Genomic DNA, 19,634 nt, shown 5'->3' on the forward strand with positions numbered 1-19,634 from the left:
TTCCTGCCATTCAGCCCGGGGCCTCGTCCAGCTCGGCCAGCACCTGCCGCGCGACGTCGTCGAGCGAGCGCCGCCGGTCCATCGCCACGCGCTGCAATTGATCGTGCGCGGCCTGCTCGCTCAGGCCGTGGCGGCTGACCAGCAACCACTTGGCGCGCTCGACCCGGCGCCGTTCCTCCAGCGCGCCGCGGGCCAGCGCCAGCGCATCGTCCGACTGCCGCAGCCGCTGCGCCTGTTCCCGCATCAGGTCGAGGATGGACCGTTCCATGGCCTCGCCCACGCCATCCTGCGGCGGCACGTCGAGAATGCGGCCCTGCAACTGGAACAGCATGGCGGGCGCCGCGTCGCTGGCGTGGTCGGCGAAACGGCTGAGCAGCAGCCGGTGGTTGTCGAGCTCGGCGCGGGTCTCGACGATGCGGCGATGGCATTGCAGGGTCAGGGCCTCGGCCAGCAGACTCTCGACCGCGCGCATGGCGTCGATGCGTTCGGTGCAAAGGCCGAACCACAGCTCGGCCAGGCCGGCGTCGACGCGCTCGGTCTCGGAGGTGCGCAGCGCCATGTCGCGCAAGCGCAGCACCGGGCCGCCGCCCTGCTCCAGCCGCTCCCACGCCGCCAGCGCATCCGCGCCGGCGTACTGCGCGAAACTGTCGAAGCAGCGCTTCTGCAGGTCCGCCAGTTCCAGCAGGCGGGCCTTTTGCGATTCGGTGAAGTAGCCGGCGGTGTAGCCCATGACGCCATAGGCGCGCTCCTGGCCGCACAGCTCCTTGCCCTGCATGAAATTGAGCAGCGCCACCAACAGGCGCGTGACGCCCGCGTCCAGCGACGAATCGGCGGCTTCGAACACCAGCGCGAACAGGCTGCCGATGAGCCGCGTGAAGACCGCGCCAGCGTCTTGCGCCGCCACGCGGCGGTCGCGGATGGCGCGGCGCGTGCGCGGCAGTTCGTCCAGGCGGTACAGCGTGTACGCGATGCAGTTGAGCAGGCGCGCCTTGCCGGCGCTGCGGGTGGCATCCGGCTCCAGCCGGTCGAGGAAGCGGCGCACTTCTTCCTCGACCGCGCAGGCGTCGGAACTGAGGCCTGCCAGCGTCTGGCGCAGCGCGTCCTGGCCGCCGCACAGATACAGGTTGGACGAGCCCCGTTCCTTCTGCAGCACGTGCACCAGCTTGCTGACCAGGGTGGCCAGTTCGCAGGTGGCCGCCAGGGCCTCGAGCCCGTGCAGCTCGCTGCGGCGCGCCGCCAGCAGGAAGCGCAGGGTCGAGGGCATGGCGTGCTCGGACATGGCGGGCATCCTCACTGCGCGGCGGGCGGCCGGACTTCCACGGCGTCGCCATTGAAGCGCACAGGCCAGGCCCGCAGCGATTGTTCGGGGTATTCGACACAGGCGCCGTCGCGCAGCCGGAAGTGCTGCTTGTACAGCGGCGAGGCCACCACCAGCTCGCCGGCCAGGTGGCCGACGATGCCGCGGCCGATGACGTTGGCGCCCGATTTCGGGTCGCGGTTGTCGAGGGCGTAGAGCGTTTCGCCGGCAACGGCGGGCAGATAGAACAGGGCCACCTGGCGGCCGTCCACCAGCGCCACCACGCCGGAATCGGCGACCAGGTCTCGGCGGGTGCAGACGGGGCGCCAAGACGCGGCGTCGGGCGTGGCGTCACGTGCGGTCTCCGGGCGCAGGGCAATCACGGCATTCGAACGCATCAGGCAAGCTCCTCGGCGATGGGAATCACGCGCGCGGCCGGCGCCGGGCGCGGCTGGCCGCGCTCCTGCACGAAGCGGATATCCGGATCCGCCGCGGCGTCGTTGACGAAGGTGCGGAAACGCTTGAGCTTTTCCGGGTCGGACAGGGCGTTGGCCCATTCGCATTCATAGCGGTCCACCACCAGCTGCATCTGCGCCTCCAGTTCGGCGCCCAGCCCCAGGCTGTCGTCGATGACCACGGCCTTCAGGTAATCCAGGCCGCCTTCCAGCGACTCGCGCCAGACCGAGGTGCGCTGCAGCTTGTCGGCGGTGCGGATGTAGAACATCAGCAGGCGGTCGATGTAGCGGATCAGGGTGGCGTCATCCAGGTCCTGGGCGAACAGTTCGGCGTGGCGCGGCCGCATGCCGCCGTTGCCGCACACGTACAGGTTCCAGCCGTTCTCGGTGGCGATGACGCCGATGTCCTTGCTTTGCGCCTCGGCGCATTCGCGGGTGCAGCCGGAGACCGCGAACTTGAGCTTGTGCGGGGCGCGCAGGCCCTTGTAGCGGTCTTCGATGCGCAGCGCCATGGCGACGCTGTCCTGCACGCCGTAGCGGCACCAGGTGCTGCCGACGCAGGACTTCACGGTGCGGGTGGACTTGCCGTAGGCGTGGCCGGTCTCGAAGCCGGCGGCGATCAGTTCGGCCCAGATGTCCGGCAGCTCGTGCAGCTGCGCGCCGAACAGGTCGATGCGCTGGCCGCCGGTGATCTTGGTGTAGAGCTTGTACTTCTTGGCCACCGCGCCGATCGCGATCAGGCCGTCGGGCGTGACCTCGCCGCCCGGGATGCGCGGCACCACCGAATAGGTGCCGTTCTTCTGCATGTTGGCCATGAAGGTGTCGTTGGTGTCCTGCAGCGGCACCAGGTGAGGATCCTGGATCGGGCGATTCCAGCACGAGGCCAGGATCGACGCCACGGTCGGCTTGCACAGGTCGCAGCCGACGTGGCCGCGGCCGTGGCGCGCCAGCAGTTCCTCGAACGATTCGATGCCCTGCACCCGCACGATGGCGTAGAGCTCCTGGCGGGTGTAGGCGAAGTGCTCGCACAGGCTCTTGTCCACCGCGACGCCGCGGCTCGCCAGTTCGTGTTCCACCACCTGCTTGAGCAGGGCCGCGCAGCCGCCGCAGCCGGTGGCGGCCTTGGTGCAGGCCTTGACGCCGGCGACGTCGGCGCAGCCGCCGTCCAGCGCGTCACAGATGGCGGCCTTGCTGACGTTGTGGCACGAACAGATGGTGGCGCTGGCCGGCAGCGCGCCGGCGCCCAGTACGGGCGCGCCCTGGCCAACGGGCAGGATCAGGCTGGCCGGATCGGCTGGCGGCGCGATGCCGTTCTGCGCGTATTGCAGCAGGGTGTCGTAGTAGCTGTTGTCGCCCACCAGCACCGCGCCCAGCACGCGCTTGCCGTCGGCCGACACCACCAGGCGGCGGTACGAGGCGCCGGCCTCGTCGATGTAGCGGTAGCTGCGCGCGCCCGGCGTGGCGCCGTGGGCGTCGCCGATCGAGCCCACGTCCACGCCCAGCAGCTTGAGCTTGGTCGACATGTCGGCGCCGGCGAACGGCGCGCCGGCCTCGCCGCAGAGGTCGGCGGCGACCACGCGCGCCATCTGGTAACCGGGCGCGACCAGGCCGAAGATGGCGCCGTCGAACGCGGCGCATTCGCCGATGGCGTAGATCGACGCATCGCTGCTGCGGCAGTGGCCGTCGACCGCGACGCCGCCGCGCTCGGCCACCGTCAGGCCCGCCTGGCGCGCCAGGCCGTCGCGCGGGCGGATGCCGGCCGAGAACACGATCAGGTCGGTCTCCAGCGGCGCGCCTTCGGCGAAGCGCATGCGGTAGCGGTATTGCGTGCCTTGCTTGATTTCCTGCGTGGCGCGCGACAGGTGCACGCCCACGCCCAGCGCCTCGATGCGCGCCTTGAGCGCGGCGCCGCCGGCCTCGTCCAGCTGCACCGGCATCAGGCGCGGCGCGAACTCGACCACGTGCGCCTCCAGCCCGAGCGACTTGAGCGCATTGGCGGCTTCCAGGCCCAGCAGGCCGCCGCCCACCACCACGCCGCGCCGGGCGCCGTCGGCCGCCGCGCGGATCTGGTCCAGGTCGTCGAGCGTGCGGTACACCAGGCGCGACGCGCCCTCGGCGCCGGCGATCGGCGGCACGAAGGGATAGGAGCCGGTGGCCAGCACCAGCTTGTCGTAGCCATGGCTGCCGTCGGCCGTCACCACCAGGCGCGCGTGACGGTCGATGCGCAGCACCGGCGCGCCCAGCCGCAGCGACAGGCCCGGCCGTTCATAGAACGCGGCATCGCTCATGGCCATCGACTCGGCGTCGCGCCCGCCCATGTACTCGGACAGGTGCACGCGATCGTAGGCGCGCCGGCTCTCTTCGCCGAACACCAGGATGCGGTAGCGCGCCAGCGCGCCGCGCTCGATCAGTTGCTCGACGCAGTGATGGCCGACCATGCCGTTGCCGATGACGATCAGGGTCTGCATGGAAGTCGTGGAGGTCGCTGTGCTCATGGGTCTATCCAGGCTGGGCCGTTCGGGTTTCAAAAGACAAACGGCGCCCGGGACTGTTGAGTCCGGGCGCCGTTGCCTGCAATGCTTGCGTTGTCTGGCCGGACACGGGCCCGGTATGGCGATCAAAGCAATAAGCGTGCCATCCCGTTGACGCCCGCGCGGCGCGGCGCCCCCGCACCCGCCGCGCACCCAAACGGTTCCGCGCCGCACCAATCCGGTGCGGCCGCGCACCACCGCGCACGCCGCCTGTCCCCGCGCCCCGCTGCCCGCCCGTGGCAAGCGATTGGCATGGAACTTGCATCGGCAGGACATCGACCCGGCCGCGCCGGGAACCAGGGCAATGGCGCCCTGCCCGCCCGGCCCGCTGGCCGCGCAGGCAGGGCGCCTTCTTTTTTGGAGCCGAGCATGAGCGGCACGCCGCGCACCGTGGACACCGTCTGCCCCTACTGCGGCGTGGGCTGCGGCATGACCCTGCACGTGGAACGGGAGCAGGTGGTGAAGATCACCGGCAACCGCGACCATCCCAGCAACTTCGGCCGCCTCTGCACCAAGGGGTCCTCGGCCCACATCGCCCTGCGCCAGTCGGGACGGCTGGAACACGCCTACGTGCGCGCCCGCCGCGGGCAGGACCTGGCGCCGCGGCCGATGGCAGACACCCTGCGCGACACCGCCACGCGCTTGCGCGCCATCATCGATGCGCATGGCCCGGACGCGGTGTCGCTGTACGTGTCGGGGCAGATGTCGATCGAGGCCCAATACCTGGCCAACAAACTGGCCAAGGGCTTCATCGGCACCAACAACATTGAATCGAATTCGAGGCTGTGCATGGCCAGCGCCGCCAGCGGCTACAAGCTGTCGCTGGGCGCCGACGGACCGCCCGGCTCGTACCAGGACATCGACCGCGCCGACCTGTTCCTGGTGATCGGGGCCAACATGGCCGATTGCCATCCGATCCTGTACCTGCGCATGATGGAGCGGGTCAAGGCCGGCGCGCGCCTGATCGTGGTCGACCCGCGCCGCACCACCACCGCCGAGAAGGCGCACCTGTACCTGGCGATCCGGCCGGGCACCGACCTGGCGCTGCTCAACGGCCTGCTGCACCTGCTGCACCAGGCCGGCAAGACCGACGCGGCCTTCATCGCCGCCCACACCGACGGCTGGGAGGCGATGCCGGACTTCCTGCGCGACTACGCGCCCGAGCGGGTCGAGGCGCTGACCGGCATCCCCGCCGCGCAACTGCGCCAGGCCGCCGAATGGATCGGCGCGGCGCCCGAATGGATGAGCTGCTGGACCATGGGGCTGAACCAGAGCACCCACGGCACCTGGAACACCAACGCGCTGTGCAACCTGCACCTGGCCACCGGCCGCATCTGCCGGCCCGGCAGCGGCCCGTTCTCGCTGACCGGCCAACCCAACGCCATGGGCGGGCGCGAGATGGGCTACATGGGTCCCGGCCTGCCGGGCCAGCGCAGCGTGCTGTCGGCCGCCGACCGCGCCTTTGTCGAGGCGCGCTGGGGCGTGCCGGCCGGCACGCTGCATACGCGGCTCGGGCAAGGCACCATCGACCTGTTCCAGCGCATGGCCGCGGGCGAGGTCAAGGCCTGCTGGATCATCTGCACCAACCCGGTGGCCAGCGTGGCCAACCGCGCCAATGTGGTGGCGGGGCTGCGGGCGGCGGAACTGGTGATCGCGCAGGACGGCTACCTGGACACCGAGACCAACCGCTACGCCGACATCCTGCTGCCGGGCGCGCTGTGGGCCGAGGCCGAGGGCGTGATGGTCAATTCCGAACGCACCCTGACGCTGATGCCACAGGCCGTGCCACCGCCCGGGGACGCGCTGCCCGACTGGCGCATCATCGCCGGCGTGGCCTGCGAGATGGGCTACGGCCACGCGTTCCAGTACGCCAGCGCGGCCGAGGTGTTCGACGAAATCGCCGCCTTCGCCAACCCCGCCACCGGCTACGACCTGCGCGGCGCCAGCCATGCGCGGCTGCGCGAGACGCCGCTGCAATGGCCCTGCGCGCGCGCCGACGGGCCGGACCGCAACCCGATCCGCTATCTCAATGACAGCGTCAGCCAGCCATCGCTCCTGGCGGACGACGGCGCCCGCCCGCGCCTGGTGTTCGCCACCGCCAACGGCCGCGCGCGGTTCCACGCGCGGCCGCACGTGGAACCGGCCGAGCTGCCCGACGCCGACTATCCCATGGTGCTCAACACGGGGCGGCTGCAGCATCAATGGCATACGCTGACCAAGACCGGCAAGGTGCCGATGCTGAACAAGCTCAATTCCGCGCCGTTCGTGGAGATTCACCCAGACGACGCGGCAACGCTCGGCATCGGCGCCGGCGACGGCGTCGAGATCCGCTCGCGTCGCGGCCGCGCGGTGCTGCCCGCCGTGGTCACCGACCGGGTGCGGCCGGGCAACTGCTTCGCGCCCATGCATTGGAACGACGTGTATGGCGATGAACTCTGCATCAACGCCGTCACCAGCGACGCGATTGATCCGGTGTCGCAGCAGCCGGAGCTGAAGTTCTGCGCGGTGGCGCTGTGCCGCGTGGCGGCGCCCGCCGACAGGACGGCGAACGACGCGGAACCGGCCGCGTTGGCCATGGCGGCGACGGCGGCCGACAGCGTTGCCGGCTTGCTGAGGGCGCACGCGGTTCCGAGACTGACGGCAGCCGGCGGCGCCGCCCCCGCCGAGGCCATGGCCGCGCTGCTCGGTCTGACGAATGGCGGCGAGCCACCCGCGCTGGATGCGCGCCAGCGCCATTACCTGTCGGGCTTTCTTGGCGGATTGCGGCAGGCCGGCGGCGCGTCCGGCATACCCGAACTGCCCGTCCATGCGCCTTTCGACGACGCCACCCGCCTATGGTTGAACGGCCTGCTGCATGGCTTGTACAGCCGCGCGCCATTGCCGTCGGCGCCGGCAATCACGGCGGCGGCCGGGACGGAAGAAAGCGCCGTCCGCATCATCGGCCCGCGCCCGCGCGTGACGCTGCTGTGGGCCTCGCAGACCGGCAATGCGGAATCGCTGGTTGAACGCAGCGCCAGCGCGCTGGCCGCGGCCGGCTTCGAGTTGCGCACCGCATGCATGGCCGACTATGCGATCGACGCCCTGGCTCGCACGCAGTACCTGCTGCTGATCACCAGCACCTTCGGCGACGGCGACGCGCCGGACAACGGCCAGGGCCTGTGGCGCGCCCTGTCGGCCGCCGATGCGCCGCGGCTGGCGCCGATGCGCTATGCGGTGCTGGCGCTGGGCGACAGCAACTATGACGCCTTCTGCGGCCACGGCCGCCGGCTCGACCAGCGGCTGGGGCAACTGGGCGCGCAGCCATTGCTTGCGCGGGTCGATTGCGATACGGACTACGAGGCGCCGGCCGACGCCTGGCTGGAAAATGCCATCGCCGCCATCCATGCGGCCGAGGCGGAACAACATGATCCGGCCACCGGCCTGATGCCGGACGACATCGCGGCGGCGCTGGCGGCGGACGCCCCGTCCACCGTGGCGGTCCGCGTCGCGCCGCCCGCGCCGCTCGCCCCGCCCGCCGGCACGCGCCCCGCGCCGCCCTCCAGGACGCGTCCGGCCCCCGCGCGCCTGATCGGCAACCAGCGGCTGAACGCCTGCGGCGATAAGGACACGCGCGCGCTGGCGCTGGACATCGCCGGCACGGGACTGGACTACGAGGCCGGCGACGCCCTCGGCGTATGGCCGGTGAACTGTCCCGAGCTGGTGGAAGAACTGTTGGCGCAGGCCGGCCTGTCAGGCGATACCGTGGCCAGCGTGCCGGGCGCGGGCGACATGCCGCTGGCCCGGGCGCTGTCCGCCCATTACGAAATCGCGCGACCGGCACCGGCCGCGCTGGCCTTGATCGCCGAGCACAGCCGCGATCCCGGCCTGCGGCAATTGCTGGCAGAGGAGCGCCGCGCCGACCTGCGGCAATGGCTGTGGGGCAAGCAACTGGCCGACGTGTTGCATGCGTTTCCCGTGACACTACCGGCGCAGGCGTGGCTGGGCGCGCTCAAGCGCTTGCAGCCGCGCCTGTACTCCATCGCCTCCAGCGCCAAGGCGCATCCTGGCGAAGTCCACCTGACCGTGTCCGCCGTGCGCTACGACAACGGCAGACGGCAACGCAAGGGCGTCTCGTCGACCTTCCTGGCCGACCGCGCCGGCGAGGCCGACGTGCCGGTCTTCGTGCAGGAAGCCAGCCATTTCCGTCCGCCGCGCCAGGGCGACACGCCGATGATCATGGTGGGACCCGGCACCGGCGTGGCGCCGTTCCGCGCCTTTCTGCAGGAACGGCGGGCGCGCGGCGACCGCGGCCGCAACTGGCTGTTCTTCGGCGAGCGGCACGCGGCCAGCGATTTCTACTATCGCGACGAACTGCAGGCGCTGCGCGACGACGGCCTGCTGACGCGGCTGGACCTGGCGTTCTCACGCGACCAGGCCGCCAAGGTCTACGTGCAGGACCGCATGCGCGAGCATGGCGCGCAGCTATGGGCATGGTTGCAGGAGGGCGCGCACTTCTATGTCTGCGGCGATGCCGAGCGCATGGCCAAGGACGTGGACGCCACGCTCAGGCAGTTGGTGGCGCAACACGGCGGCATGGACGCCGACGCCGCCGCGGCCTACGTGGCGCGCATGACGGCGGACAAGCGTTATGTGCGCGACGTGTATTGAAAAGGGCACGGCCGTGCCCCCTGGGTGACCGGCTCGTGCCCCCTTTCGCGCCTGCCCGCGTTGGGCGGGATCAGGGCGCCGGGTTCGGGTGGCGCACGTGGATCTGGTCGATGGCCTGCAGCACGTCGGCCGGCAGTTCAACATCGACGCTGTCGATATTCTCCTTCAATTGCTGCAGATTGGTCGCGCCGATCAGGTTGCTGGTGACGAACGGACGCTGATTGATCCAGGCCAGCGCCAGGTGCGTCGGCGAAATGCCGTGCTGGCGCGCCAGCTCCACGTATTCGCGGGTGGCGGCCTCGGCCTGCGGGTTGCTGTAGCGGGTGAAGCGCGTGTACAGCGTCAGGCGGGCGTTGGCCGGACGCGCGCCGTCCAGGTACTTGCCGCAGAGCATGCCCATGGCCAGCGGCGAATAGGCCAGCAGGCCCACGCCTTCGTGGTGGGTGAATTCGGACAGGCCGATCTCGTAGACGCGGTTGAGCAGGCTGTAGGCGTTCTGGATCGAGGCGATGCGCGGCAGGCCCAGGTTGTCGGCGGCCTTGAGGAATTGCGATACGCCCCACGGCGTTTCGTTCGAGACGCCCACGTGGCGCACCTTGCCGGCGCGAACGAAGTCCTGCAGCACCGACAGGGTTTCCTCGATCGGCACGGTGTGCTCGTCCTTGACCCACGGATACGACAGCTGGCCGAAGGTGGCGGTGGTGCGGTCGGGCCAGTGCAGCTGGTACAGGTCCAGGTAGTCGGTCTGCAGGCGCTTGAGGCTGGCGTCCAGCGCCTCGGTCAGGTTCTTGCGGTCCAGGAAGGTCTTGCCGTCGCGGATGTGGCCGGGGCGCTTGGGGTCGCGCGCCGGGCCGGCCACCTTGCTGGCCAGCACGATGTCCTGGCGGCGCTTGCTGCGCGCCAGCCAGGTGCCGATGTAGGTTTCGGTCAGGCCCTGGGTTTCGGCCTTGGGCGGCACCGGGTACATTTCGGCCACGTCGACCAGGTTGACGCCGCGCTCCAGCGCGTAGTCCAGCTGCTGGTGGGCCTCGGCCTCGGTGTTCTGCTCGCCCCAGGTCATGGTGCCCAGGCCGATCAGGCTGACGTCCAGGTCGGTACGGCCGAGTTTGCGGTATTTCAAGTTCTGCTCCGTGCGGAATCTCTGAAGGGAGCGATCACCTTACCGCAACTCGGTTGGCGTTTTGCTGACGGCGTTGCGCCCTTGGCCCACCCTGTGGACGCCGCCCGCGCCGCCCCCGCGTCAGGCGATGGCCTGGCGCACCCAGGCGATCACGTCGCCATGGACCGGCGCCCAGCCCAGCTCGCGGCGCGCCTTGCCCGCCCGCACCCGGCTGTTGGAACCGAGCGCGTAGGCGCCCAGGTCCTTGCCCCAATAGGCTACCGCCTGCGCCGGATCCCAGGCCTGGGCCGGCCCCAACCCCAGCGCCTGGCCGATGGCGCCAACCAGGTCGACGAAGGCCGCCTCGCCATTCTCGACGAAATAGAAGCTGCCGGCCGGCGCCTTGTCCAGGGCCAGCCGGTACAGCGCCGCCACGTCGGCGACGTGCACGTTGGACCAGCGGTTCAGGCCCCGGCCGACGTGCCGCGCGATGCCGCTTGCGCGGGCCTGCGCCACCAGCGGCGGAATCTGCACGCTTTCGGCGCGCGGCCCCTCGGTGGCGCCGTAGATCAGGCTGTGGCACAGCACCACGCTGCGCACGCCGGGCGCGCTGGCCAGGATCAGGTCGTTGATGGCGATGCGCGCGGCCTTGCCCGGCACCGGCGCCACCGGCGTGGTTTCGTCGAACACCGCGTCGGACGGCTCGCCCAGCGCGTCGTCGGCGACCAGGCTGCTGCCGCTGGTGTGGATGAACACCTTGCCGCTGCCGGCCAGCGCGCCCAGCAGGGCCTCGACGGCGCCACGGTGGTCGCTGTCGGCCGCGTTGATGACGGCGTCGGCGGCGCGCGCCTCGGCCGCCAGCAGCGCCGCGTCGTCCAATGTGCCCAGCACCGGTTCGATGCCGAAACCGCGCAGCTCGGCGGCGCGCTCGGGGTTGCGGATCAGGCCGCGGACCTCATGGCCGGCCTTGACCATCGAGGTAGCGACCGCGCCGCCGATGAATCCGCTGGCGCCGGTGATGAATAGCTTCATGGTGCTTGCTCCTTGTGTTGATAGGCCGCGAGAGGCTCAGGCGGCCGTGGTTTCCGCTTGCGGGGCCGGCACGCCGCCGCCATGGAACTGCGGCAGCACGTGCTCGGCGATCTCGTGCAGCGTGTCGGCCAGCGGCCGCTGGTTGCGCCGCAGGTGCAGGCCGATGTGCTGCACGCCCGCGGCGCGCAGCGCATGGAGTTCCCGCGCCAGCGCGTGGCGGCCCGCCTGCGCGCCGAAGCGAAAGCGCCGCAGCGGCGCGTCCGGGTCCTCGGCCAGGTCCAGGTGGATGAAACTGGCATAGGGCTTGTCGCCGGCCACCTGGCGCCAGGCGGCGCTGCGCCGCGCATGGTCGTCGGGCGCGCCGGGATAGGCCAGGCAGGCATCCATGTGCGCACCGATCCAGGCCGGCGTCTGCTGCGCCAGGCCCGCCACCAGCAGCGGCGGCGCCGGCGCCCGCGGCAGCACGTCCAGGCCATCGGGCAGGCTGCCGCGGGCGCCTTGGCGCAGCAGCGCCACCTGTTCGCGGAAAGCGGCGCCGCGATTGGGAAAATCGCGGCCGAACAGCGGATACTCCACCGGCCGGTCGCCGCTGGCCACGCCCAGCAGCAGGCGGTTGCCGCTCAGCCGCTGCACGCTGGCGGCGGACTTGAGCGTCAGCAGCGGCTCGCGCAGCGGCAGCACCACCGCGGCGGTGCCCAGCAGGATGTCGCGCGTGACGCCCGCCAGGTAACCCAGGTAGGTGAATATCTCGAACACCTGGCCGGCGTCGCCGAAGGCCGGGTCGTACAGCGGCACGTCGCGCACCCACAGGGCGCGAAAGCCGAGCCGGTCGGCCAGCACGGCCAGGTCGGCGTGGCGTTGCAGGTCGGGCTCGCCGGGCAGGCGGCCGGCCTGGCGCCGCGCCTGCTCGCCGGCGGCGGTCCAGTCGTTGTCCAGGGGCGCTTCCAGGCCGATGCTGAAACCGCCCGCGGTCAGGCTTGAAAGCGCGTTGTCCATGGCGCGCCTCAGTCCCAGGCCGCGGCCAGGCCGTCGGGGCTGACTTCGCGGCCGTTGCGTTCCAGCGCGGCGATCTGCGCCATGTCGGCGTCGGTCAGGCGCAGGTCGCGGGCCAGCAGGTTGCTCGCCAGGTTCTCGCGCTTGGTGGACGACGGGATCACGGCGAAGCCGCGCTGCAGCGCCCAGGCCAGCGCCACCTGCGCCGGCGTGGCGTTGTGGCGCCGCGCGATCTGGCCGATCACGGGGTCCTTGAGCACCTTGCCGTAGGCCAGCGTCATGTACGACGTGACGTGGATGCCCTGTTCGTTCAGGAAGTCCACCAGCTTGCGGTTCTGCAGATACGGGCTGAGCTCGATCTGGTTGGTGGCGATCGCTTCCTTGCCGACGGCGGCGATGGCTTCGCGGGTCTCGGCGATGGGGAAGTTGGAAATGCCGATCTGGCGCGTCAGGCCCTGCTCGCGGGCGTCCATCAGGCCGGCCATCATCTCGGCGATGGCCACGCCGTTGCCGGGCGCGGGCCAGTGGATCAGGGTCAGGTCGACGTAGTCGGTGCGCAGCTTGGCCAGGCTGTCCTTCAGGCTGGGCACCAGCTTGGCGCGGCCATAGTTCGGCACCCAGATCTTGGTGGTCACGAACAGGTCGGCGCGGGCGACACCGCTGGCCTCGATGGCCTGGCCCACTTCGGCTTCGTTTTCATAGATCTGGGCGGTGTCGACGGCGCGGTAGCCAACGTCCAGCGCGTTGCGCACGGAATCGATGACGACCTGGCCCTGCAGGCGGAAAGTGCCGACGCCAAAAGACGGGATGCTCATGTAAAACTCCTGGGTAAGTGTTGGAATGCATCCAGTGTGCCCGCTCGATCCTTGCGGAATAAGCCCGGTATTGGCGAAATACTTTTGATATAACGTCAAATATGAAGACGACACTCGACGAAATGCAGGTCTTTATCGCCATCGTGGACTGCGGTTCGATCACCGCCGCCGCCGACGCGCTGCAGCAGACCATTTCCGCCACCAGCCGCACCATGACGCGGCTGGAGGAAAAGCTGCAGACCACGCTGATGCGCCGCACCACCCGGCGGCTGGAGCTGACCGAGGAAGGCAGCGCCTACCTGGAGCAGGCCCGCAAGATCATCGCCGCGGTCGAAGAGACCGAGGAACAGATGCGCGCGCGCCGCAACCAGCCGGCCGGCCGCCTGCGGGTCGACGCCGCCTCGCCCTTCATGCTGCACGTCATCGTTCCGCTGGTGCCGGGCTACCGCCAGCGCTATCCCAAGGTCGAGCTGGAGCTGAACAGCAACGAGGGCAATATCGACCTGCTGGAACGCCGCACCGACCTGGCGCTGCGCATCGGCAGCCTGAAGGATTCGTCGCTGCACGCGGTGCCCATCGGCCGCAGCCGCGTGCGGGTGCTGGCCAGCCCCGGCTACCTGGCGGCGCATGGCACGCCCAAGCGGGCGGCCGATCTGCGCGAGCACACGCTGCTGGGGTTCTCGCAACTGGAATCGCTGAACGAATGGCCGCTGGAGGACGCCGACGGCCAGCCGCTGCACATCCAGCCGTCGATCCGCTCGTTCAGCGGCGAGACGCTGCGGCAACTGGCGCTGAACGACGCCGGCATCGTCTGCCTTTCCGACTTCATGACGCGCGCCGACCGCCAGTCCGGCGCGCTGCGCCAGCTGTTCCCGCGCCAGACGCTGGACGTGCGCCAGCCGGTCAATGCGGTCTATTACCGCAATACCGCGATCTCCTCGCGCATCAAGTCCTTCATCGACTACCTGGTCGAATCGCTGGGGCCTCGCGGCTTCGACGAGTGAGCGCACCCACGCCGGGCTCGCGGCGGCGGCTCCGGCATAATGGCTGCCTGAACCGCAACCTCACGCATTACCCATGAAAAGCAGCTCCCCAGGCGGACTCGTCTACTCCACCGACGGCGGCCGGATGTGCCCGCAATGCCGCCGCCCGCTCGCCGATTGCCAGTGCAAGGCGGCGGCCCGGCCCGTGCCGGCGCCCGGCGGCGTGCGCGTCTCGCGCGAAACCAAGGGCCGCGGCGGCAAGGCCGTGACCGTCGTCAAGGGCCTGCCGCTGGACGACGACGCGCTGGCGGCGCTGGGCAAGCAGTTGCGCACCGCCTGCGGCTCCGGCGGCACCGTCAAGGACGGCGTCATCGAGGTGCAGGGCGATCACTGCGACCGCATCCTGGCCACGCTCGAAAAACTCGGCCATCGCGCCAAGCGCGCCGGAGGTTGACCACCATGATCCTGGACCCCGCCATCGTCGACAGCTGGCACGCCCACGTCTACTTCAACGCCGACAGCCGCGACGCGGCCTGGGCGCTGCGCGAACAGGCGCAGGACGCATTCGGCGACAGCATCCAGATGGGCCGCTTCCACGAGCGCCCTGTCGGCCCGCATCCACAATGGAGCTACCAGCTCGCCTTCGCGCCGGCCGCGCTGCCGCGCGTGCTCACCTGGCTGGCGCTGAACCATGGCCTGCTGGACGTGTTCCTGCATCCGAACACCGGCGAATCGCTGCGCGATCACCGCGACTGCGCGCTGTGGATCGGCCACAGCCACACGCTGAACCTGGCGGCGCTCGGCGGTTGATCCCCGCGCCAGCCTTGCGCGGCGCGCCGGCCGCGCCCTCTTCCGATAGACGACACCCGACATGAACCTGCATTACCGCCCAGCCCATCCCGACGATGCCGCCGCCTGCATCGACCTGCGCGGCCGCACCCGCGAGAACGCCTTCTCGGCCGAGGACCTGCGCGCCCTGGGCATCACCGTCGAAAGCTGGCGCGACGGCATCCGCGACGGCGCGCTGCCGGGCGTGGTGGCGCTGGCCGACGGCGTGATGGCGGGTTATTGCTTCGGCGATCGCGACAGCGGCGAGATCCTGGTGCTGGCCCTGCTGCCGGCCTACGAGGGCCGCGGCATCGGCCGCGAACTGCTCGGGCAGGTCATGCGAACGCTGCGGGCGCTGGGCCATGAACGGTTGTTCCTGAGCTGCGCGGCCGATCCGGGCGTGCGCTCGCATGGCTTCTACCGGCGGCTGGGCTGGGCGCCCACGGGCGAGATCGACGCGGCCGGCGACGAAGTGCTCGCCTACCGGTTCGCCTAGCGTCCGCCCCGCGCATGCCGCCGACCGGCGCGCCTTCGCCCCCCGGCCTGGCCTACGCGAAACGCGCCATCAGGAAATCGATGAACGCCCGTGTGCGCGCCGACAGGTCGCGCTTGCTGGGGTAGTACACGAACAGGTCGGCCGAAGGCAGGATGAACTCGGGCAGCACCACGCGCAAGCGCCCGCTTTCCAGGTACTTGGCCAGGTCCCACTCCGAGCGCACCAGGATGCCATGGCCGTCCAGCGCCCAGTTCAGCACGATGTCGCCATCGTTGCTGGACAGCGCGCCGTGCACCTTCACGGTCTCGGCGCGGCCCTCGCGCGTGAAGCGCCAGACGCCGTAGGCGTCCTCGTTCTGCCGGTGGATGATGCACTGGTGGTCGGCCAGGTCGCGCAGGCTGGCGGGCGTGCCGTGGCGCGCCAGGTAGCGCGGCGCCGCGCACAGGAAGCGCCGGTTCGACAGGACGCGGCGCGCCACCAGGCGCTGGTCGGGCAAGGCGCCGAAGCGAATGCCCAGGTCCACGCCGCTTTCCACCAGGTCGATCGGCCGGTCGGTCACGTCCAGCTGCACCTCGACCTGCGGATGATGCAGGGCGAACTCCGACACGATGGGCGCGATCGCCGTGCGGCCGAAGCCGAGCGTCGCATTGATGCGCAACAGGCCCTTGGGCACCGAGCCGCTCGACGACACCACCTCTTCCATTTCGCGCACGTCGGCCAGGATGCGCGTGGCGTAGTGCAGGTAGGTTTCGCCTTCGGGCGTCAGGCTGATGCTGCGGGTGGTGCGGTTCACCAGCCGCACGCCCAGCCGCGCCTCCAGTTGCGCCAGGCGCTTGGTGGCCGCCGGCGGCGTCAGGTCGAGCTGGCGCGCCACCGTCGACAGGTTGCGGTGGCGCGCCAGCAGCACGAAGAACTCCAGGGAAGATGCCAGATCGTGGTTCACGGCGGGGAACGCCTCATCGGGACGAGGCCGGCGACGGGCAACGAGCGCCGGAATCTTTAACTTTCAGTTAATAAAGTAGTGCCTGATAGCGAATCATAATGCGCCTTCAAGCCAATAATCTACGGTTTTTCCCATCCGCCGCACGGCCAGGAGACACCATGAAAATCGTCGAAATCCGCGAGAAGACCGTCCCGATCAGTTCCCCGATCCGCAACGCCTACATCGACTTCAGCAAGATGACGCTGAGCCTGGTGGCGGTGGTGACCGACGTGGTGCGCGACGGCCGGCGCGTGATCGGCTACGGCTTCAATTCCAACGGCCGCTATGGCCAGGGCACGCTGATGCGCGAACGCTTCATCCCGCGCGTGCTGGAGGCCGACCCCGCCAGCCTGCTCGACGACAGCGGCGACAACCTCGATCCGCACCGCATCTGGAACGCGATGTACGTCAACGAGAAGCCCGGCGGCCACGGCGAACGCTCGGTCGCCATCGGCACCATCGACATGGCGGTGTGGGACGCGGTCGCCAAGATCGCCGGCAAGCCGCTGTTCCAGTTGCTGGCCGAGCGCTACGGCAACGGCCGCCCCGACCGCCGCGTGTTCGTCTATGCGGCGGGCGGCTACTACTACCCGGGCCAGGACCTGGGCAAGCTCAAGGACGAGATGCGCGGCTACGTCGACCGCGGCTATACCGTGGTCAAGAAGAAGATCGGCGGCGCCTCGCTGGACGAAGACCTGCGCCGCATCGACGCCATCCTGGGCGTGCTGGGCGACGGCAGGAAACTGGCGGTCGACGCCAACGGCCGCTTCGACCTGGACACCGCGATCCGCTACGCCAAGGCGCTGTCGCAGTACGACCTGTTCTGGTACGAGGAAGCCGGCGACCCGCTCGACTTCGAACTGCAGGCCACGCTGCGCAACTACTACGACAAGCCGATGGCCACCGGCGAGAACCTGTTTTCGATGCAGGACGCGCGCAACCTGATCCGCTACGGCGGCATGCGGCCGGACCGCGACTGGCTGCAATTCGACTGCGCCCTGAGTTATGGCCTGGTGGAATACCTGCGCACGCTGGACATGCTGCGCCAGCACGGCTGGTCGGCCAGCCGTTGCATTCCGCACGGCGGCCACCAGATGTCGCTGAACATCGCCGCCGGCCTGGGGCTGGGCGGCAATGAATCCTATCCGGACCTGTTCCAGCCCTACGGCGGCTTCCCCGACGGCGTGCGGGTCGACAACGGCCACGTCACCCTGCCCGAACTGCCCGGCATCGGCTTCGAGGGCAAGGCGGACCTGATCGCCGAGATGCGCAAGCTGGCGGAGTAAGGGGCCGGTAGCGAGCGAGACGCCACGCGCCCCGGCGCGGCTCAGGCGACGGCGGCGTCGCCCTCGTCCAGCGGCGCTCGCAGATAGCGCCCCGGCGTCGTGCCGAAGGCGCGCTTGAACATGGCGATGAAATTGCCGGGCGTGGCGTAGCCCAGCGCGTCGGCCACCTGCGCCACCGGCTGGCCCGCGCTCAGGCGTTCCAGCGCGTGGATCAGCCGCAGTTGCTGGCGCCACTGCGCGAAGCCTAATCCCGTTTCCTCGCGGAAAAGGCGCTGCGCGGTGCGCGTCGCCAGCCCGGCCCGCGCGGCCAGTGCTTCCAGCGGCCGGTTGTCGGCCGGGTCGTCCGCCAGGACTTGCGCAAGCCGAGCCAGCCGGCGGTCGCGCGGCCATGGCAGGTGCAGGCGCTCGCGCGGCGCCGCCTCGATCTCGTCCAGCAACACCGCCGCGAAGCGCGCGCGCGCCGGGTCCAGCGCCAGCTTGTCCGGCCAATCGGCCGCGCGCAGCACCATGGCGCGCAACACCCCATCCGCCCCCAGCACACAGGGCGACGTCGGCAGGGCCGCGGCGGCCCGCGGATGCACCAGCGCCACCCAGCCGCTGGCCGCGCCCACCACGCTGACCCGATGCCGCAGCCCCGGCGGGATCCAGCCCGCGCGCTGCGGCGGCAGCAACCATGAGCCGGCCTCGGTGCGCACCCGCATCGCGCCGCTATCCACCCCGAACAACTGTCCGCGGGCATGCGCGTGCCAATCGTATTCGCGCGAGCCCAGGCGGAATTCGCTGCCCGGCGCGTCGGCGCCATGGAACACGCACACGGCCGGGCCGTCGAGCAATTCGCTGTAGTCGGGCGCGGGGGCTGCGGTCTGGCGGGTTCGCATGATTTGTTGGCGCGCCGGCATTACCGGCAGGGACGCGCTTGCGCGCAAGCTGTATGGGTGCCGGCAACGCCGGCCTGCTTCGAGGACATTATGCAGAATCTCCACGTTTCCATCATCGGCGCCGGCCTGGGCGGCCTGTGCCTGGCGCAGGGGCTGGCGCGCGCCGGCATCGACTTCGACGTCTACGAGCGCGACGCGCGCACCGACAGCCGGGTGCAGGGCTACCGCCTGCGCATCGACGCCAGCGGCCAGGCGGCGCTGGCGCACTGCCTGCCGCCGGACCTTTACGCCCTGTTCCAGCACAGTTGCTCGACCCACGACCGCCCGGGCGCCATGCTCGACGCGCAACTGCGGCCGTTGCCGCAACGCGCCTCCGCCACCTGGCGCCTGGACGACGCCGACGCCCCGCCCGACCGCTCGGCGCACCGGCAGACGCTGCGCGAGATCCTGCTGGCCGGCCTGAACGGGCGCGTGCATTTCGGCCACGGCTGCGCGGGCGTGGATGACGGCGGCCCGCGCCTGGAAGGCATCCGAGCGCGGCCCGGCACGCTGGTGGTGGCCGCCGACGGCGTGCATTCGGCGCTGCGGCGCCAGCATCTGCCGCAAGCGGCGCCCGAGGACAGCGGCACGGTGACGATCTTCGGCATGGCGCCGGCCGGCAGCCTCGTGCCCGATGGCCTGCCGCCGGACCTGCGCGACGGCGCCGGCGTGGTGTTCGGCGCCGGCTACGCGCTGGTGCTGGACGCCATGAATCTGGCGGCGCTGCCAGCGCTGGCGCAACGCCTCGCGCCGGCTTGCACGCTGACGGCGGTGCCGGGCTACCAGTACTGGGCGATCATCGGCGAGCGCTGCGCGCTGCTGGGCGCGGAAGATGCCGCGATCAGCGCGAACCGGCAGGACGACACGACGACGGGCATCCGCTGGCAACAGGCCGCGCAGCGCCTGCTGGCGCCGGTGCATCCCGCGCTGGCCGCCATGGTGGCCGCCAGCGACCCGCGCGGTATCGCGCTCAAGACCGTCTACCAGGCGCCGCCCCTGCCGCAATGGACGCAAGCCGGGCTGACTTTCCTGGGCGACGCGGTGCATGCGATGAGCCCGGCGGGCGGCCTGGGCGCCAACACCGCCCTGGCCGATGCGCAATCGCTGGCGACGCGGCTGGCGCAGGTGTGCAAAGGCCTGCCGCTGGGGCAGGCCTTGCGGGACTATGAAGCGGATCTGCGGTGGCGCGGCGACCGGGCCGTCCAACAATCGGCCGAGGCCGCCGCCCGCATCACCGGCAGGGGCCGGCGCAAGCCGCGATAGCGATCGCGGG

The 19,634-nt window shown here is 70.7% G+C and carries 16 protein-coding genes; 7 read left to right on the plus strand and 9 right to left on the minus strand.

All coding sequences use genetic code 11. From position 1 onward, the window contains the following. Nucleotides 1-10 precede the first annotated feature (10 nt). Genes AC6CR5_RS15730 through nirB form a run of 3 tightly spaced genes read right to left on the minus strand, consistent with a single transcriptional unit; the run spans nucleotide 11 to nucleotide 4,247 of the window. A complete protein-coding gene (locus tag AC6CR5_RS15730; RefSeq protein WP_498084694.1) occupies nucleotides 11-1,279 on the minus strand; it encodes a nitrate- and nitrite sensing domain-containing protein in 1,269 nt (422 codons plus the stop codon). An 11-nt stretch (nucleotides 1,280-1,290) separates the two neighbouring features. Then, complete coding sequence (nirD, locus tag AC6CR5_RS15735; protein WP_080969319.1) at nucleotides 1,291-1,695, minus strand: nitrite reductase small subunit NirD; 405 nt, start codon at nucleotides 1,693-1,695, stop codon at nucleotides 1,291-1,293. Then, nucleotides 1,695-4,247 carry a nitrite reductase large subunit NirB gene (gene nirB / locus AC6CR5_RS15740; RefSeq protein WP_047991772.1) on the minus strand — a complete coding sequence of 851 codons (2,553 nt, stop codon included), beginning with the start codon at nucleotides 4,245-4,247 and terminating at the stop codon, nucleotides 1,695-1,697. The genes nirD and nirB overlap by 1 nt, the downstream gene beginning before the upstream one ends. A 405-nt stretch (nucleotides 4,248-4,652) precedes the next feature. Between nirB and AC6CR5_RS15745 the strand changes: the two genes are divergently transcribed. Next, nucleotides 4,653-8,930 carry a bifunctional nitrate reductase/sulfite reductase flavoprotein subunit alpha gene (locus AC6CR5_RS15745; RefSeq protein WP_498084695.1) on the plus strand — a complete coding sequence of 1,426 codons (4,278 nt, stop codon included), beginning with the start codon at nucleotides 4,653-4,655 and terminating at the stop codon, nucleotides 8,928-8,930. A gap of 70 nt (nucleotides 8,931-9,000) precedes the next feature. On the opposite strand, the gene AC6CR5_RS15750 is transcribed toward AC6CR5_RS15745, so the two are convergent. From AC6CR5_RS15750 to dkgB, 4 genes are all read right to left on the minus strand, one after another. Then, nucleotides 9,001-10,050, minus strand: a complete 1,050-nt coding sequence (locus tag AC6CR5_RS15750; RefSeq protein ID WP_498084696.1) for an NADP(H)-dependent aldo-keto reductase — start codon at nucleotides 10,048-10,050, stop codon at nucleotides 9,001-9,003. Nucleotides 10,051-10,170: 120 nt separating this feature from the next. Next, nucleotides 10,171-11,061: an NAD-dependent epimerase/dehydratase family protein gene (locus tag AC6CR5_RS15755; RefSeq protein WP_053499227.1), complete on the minus strand. Its 891-nt coding sequence runs from the start codon at nucleotides 11,059-11,061 to the stop codon at nucleotides 10,171-10,173. 36 nt (nucleotides 11,062-11,097) lie between these two features. Then, a complete protein-coding gene (locus AC6CR5_RS15760; protein ID WP_006387342.1) occupies nucleotides 11,098-12,057 on the minus strand; it encodes a TIGR03571 family LLM class oxidoreductase in 960 nt (319 codons plus the stop codon). An 8-nt stretch (nucleotides 12,058-12,065) separates the two neighbouring features. Next, complete coding sequence (dkgB, locus tag AC6CR5_RS15765; protein WP_006387341.1) at nucleotides 12,066-12,869, minus strand: 2,5-didehydrogluconate reductase DkgB; 804 nt, start codon at nucleotides 12,867-12,869, stop codon at nucleotides 12,066-12,068. A gap of 101 nt (nucleotides 12,870-12,970) precedes the next feature. Here dkgB and AC6CR5_RS15770 point away from each other — a divergent pair, with 101 nt between their 5' ends. From AC6CR5_RS15770 to AC6CR5_RS15785, 4 genes are all read left to right on the plus strand, one after another. Beyond that, a complete protein-coding gene (locus tag AC6CR5_RS15770) occupies nucleotides 12,971-13,873 on the plus strand; it encodes a LysR substrate-binding domain-containing protein (RefSeq protein WP_006387339.1) in 903 nt (300 codons plus the stop codon). A 73-nt stretch (nucleotides 13,874-13,946) separates the two neighbouring features. Further along, complete coding sequence (locus AC6CR5_RS15775) at nucleotides 13,947-14,306, plus strand: translation initiation factor Sui1 (protein WP_047991778.1); 360 nt, start codon at nucleotides 13,947-13,949, stop codon at nucleotides 14,304-14,306. Nucleotides 14,307-14,311: 5 nt separating this feature from the next. After that, nucleotides 14,312-14,662, plus strand: coding sequence for a DOPA 4,5-dioxygenase family protein (locus AC6CR5_RS15780; RefSeq protein WP_498084697.1), 351 nt, complete (start codon nucleotides 14,312-14,314; stop codon nucleotides 14,660-14,662). A 61-nt stretch (nucleotides 14,663-14,723) separates the two neighbouring features. Beyond that, nucleotides 14,724-15,176: a GNAT family N-acetyltransferase gene (locus AC6CR5_RS15785; RefSeq protein WP_024070313.1), complete on the plus strand. Its 453-nt coding sequence runs from the start codon at nucleotides 14,724-14,726 to the stop codon at nucleotides 15,174-15,176. A gap of 52 nt (nucleotides 15,177-15,228) precedes the next feature. Here AC6CR5_RS15785 and AC6CR5_RS15790 read toward each other — a convergent pair whose 3' ends face one another. Beyond that, nucleotides 15,229-16,119, minus strand: coding sequence for a LysR family transcriptional regulator (locus tag AC6CR5_RS15790; protein ID WP_026384103.1), 891 nt, complete (start codon nucleotides 16,117-16,119; stop codon nucleotides 15,229-15,231). 158 nt (nucleotides 16,120-16,277) lie between these two features. Here AC6CR5_RS15790 and AC6CR5_RS15795 point away from each other — a divergent pair, with 158 nt between their 5' ends. Continuing rightward, entirely contained in the window at nucleotides 16,278-17,444 is a 1,167-nt protein-coding gene (locus AC6CR5_RS15795) for a mandelate racemase/muconate lactonizing enzyme family protein (protein ID WP_024070314.1), read from the plus strand. Between the two features lie 41 nt (nucleotides 17,445-17,485). On the opposite strand, the gene AC6CR5_RS15800 is transcribed toward AC6CR5_RS15795, so the two are convergent. Then, nucleotides 17,486-18,322 carry an AraC family transcriptional regulator gene (locus tag AC6CR5_RS15800; protein ID WP_148317063.1) on the minus strand — a complete coding sequence of 279 codons (837 nt, stop codon included), beginning with the start codon at nucleotides 18,320-18,322 and terminating at the stop codon, nucleotides 17,486-17,488. A 90-nt stretch (nucleotides 18,323-18,412) separates the two neighbouring features. Between AC6CR5_RS15800 and AC6CR5_RS15805 the strand changes: the two genes are divergently transcribed. Next, nucleotides 18,413-19,624, plus strand: a complete 1,212-nt coding sequence (locus AC6CR5_RS15805; protein WP_498084698.1) for an FAD-dependent oxidoreductase — start codon at nucleotides 18,413-18,415, stop codon at nucleotides 19,622-19,624. Nucleotides 19,625-19,634 lie beyond the last annotated feature (10 nt).

It is taken from the genome of Achromobacter sp. EG18 (assembly GCF_059759395.1).

What these genes read in the sequence shown, in the direction of transcription:
- AC6CR5_RS15730 (WP_498084694.1), bottom strand. Translation starts at nt 1,279, where the DNA reads ATGTCCGAGCACGCCATGCCCTCGACCCTGCGCTTCCTGCTGGCGGCG.
- nirD (WP_080969319.1), bottom strand. Translation starts at nt 1,695, where the DNA reads ATGCGTTCGAATGCCGTGATTGCCCTGCGCCCGGAGACCGCACGTGAC.
- nirB (WP_047991772.1), bottom strand. Translation starts at nt 4,247, where the DNA reads ATGAGCACAGCGACCTCCACGACTTCCATGCAGACCCTGATCGTCATC.
- AC6CR5_RS15745 (WP_498084695.1), top strand. Translation starts at nt 4,653, where the DNA reads ATGAGCGGCACGCCGCGCACCGTGGACACCGTCTGCCCCTACTGCGGC.
- AC6CR5_RS15755 (WP_053499227.1), bottom strand. Translation starts at nt 11,061, where the DNA reads ATGAAGCTATTCATCACCGGCGCCAGCGGATTCATCGGCGGCGCGGTC.
- AC6CR5_RS15760 (WP_006387342.1), bottom strand. Translation starts at nt 12,057, where the DNA reads ATGGACAACGCGCTTTCAAGCCTGACCGCGGGCGGTTTCAGCATCGGC.
- dkgB (WP_006387341.1), bottom strand. Translation starts at nt 12,869, where the DNA reads ATGAGCATCCCGTCTTTTGGCGTCGGCACTTTCCGCCTGCAGGGCCAG.
- AC6CR5_RS15770 (WP_006387339.1), top strand. Translation starts at nt 12,971, where the DNA reads ATGAAGACGACACTCGACGAAATGCAGGTCTTTATCGCCATCGTGGAC.
- AC6CR5_RS15775 (WP_047991778.1), top strand. Translation starts at nt 13,947, where the DNA reads ATGAAAAGCAGCTCCCCAGGCGGACTCGTCTACTCCACCGACGGCGGC.
- AC6CR5_RS15780 (WP_498084697.1), top strand. Translation starts at nt 14,312, where the DNA reads ATGATCCTGGACCCCGCCATCGTCGACAGCTGGCACGCCCACGTCTAC.
- AC6CR5_RS15785 (WP_024070313.1), top strand. Translation starts at nt 14,724, where the DNA reads ATGAACCTGCATTACCGCCCAGCCCATCCCGACGATGCCGCCGCCTGC.
- AC6CR5_RS15795 (WP_024070314.1), top strand. Translation starts at nt 16,278, where the DNA reads ATGAAAATCGTCGAAATCCGCGAGAAGACCGTCCCGATCAGTTCCCCG.
- AC6CR5_RS15800 (WP_148317063.1), bottom strand. Translation starts at nt 18,322, where the DNA reads ATGCGAACCCGCCAGACCGCAGCCCCCGCGCCCGACTACAGCGAATTG.
- AC6CR5_RS15805 (WP_498084698.1), top strand. Translation starts at nt 18,413, where the DNA reads ATGCAGAATCTCCACGTTTCCATCATCGGCGCCGGCCTGGGCGGCCTG.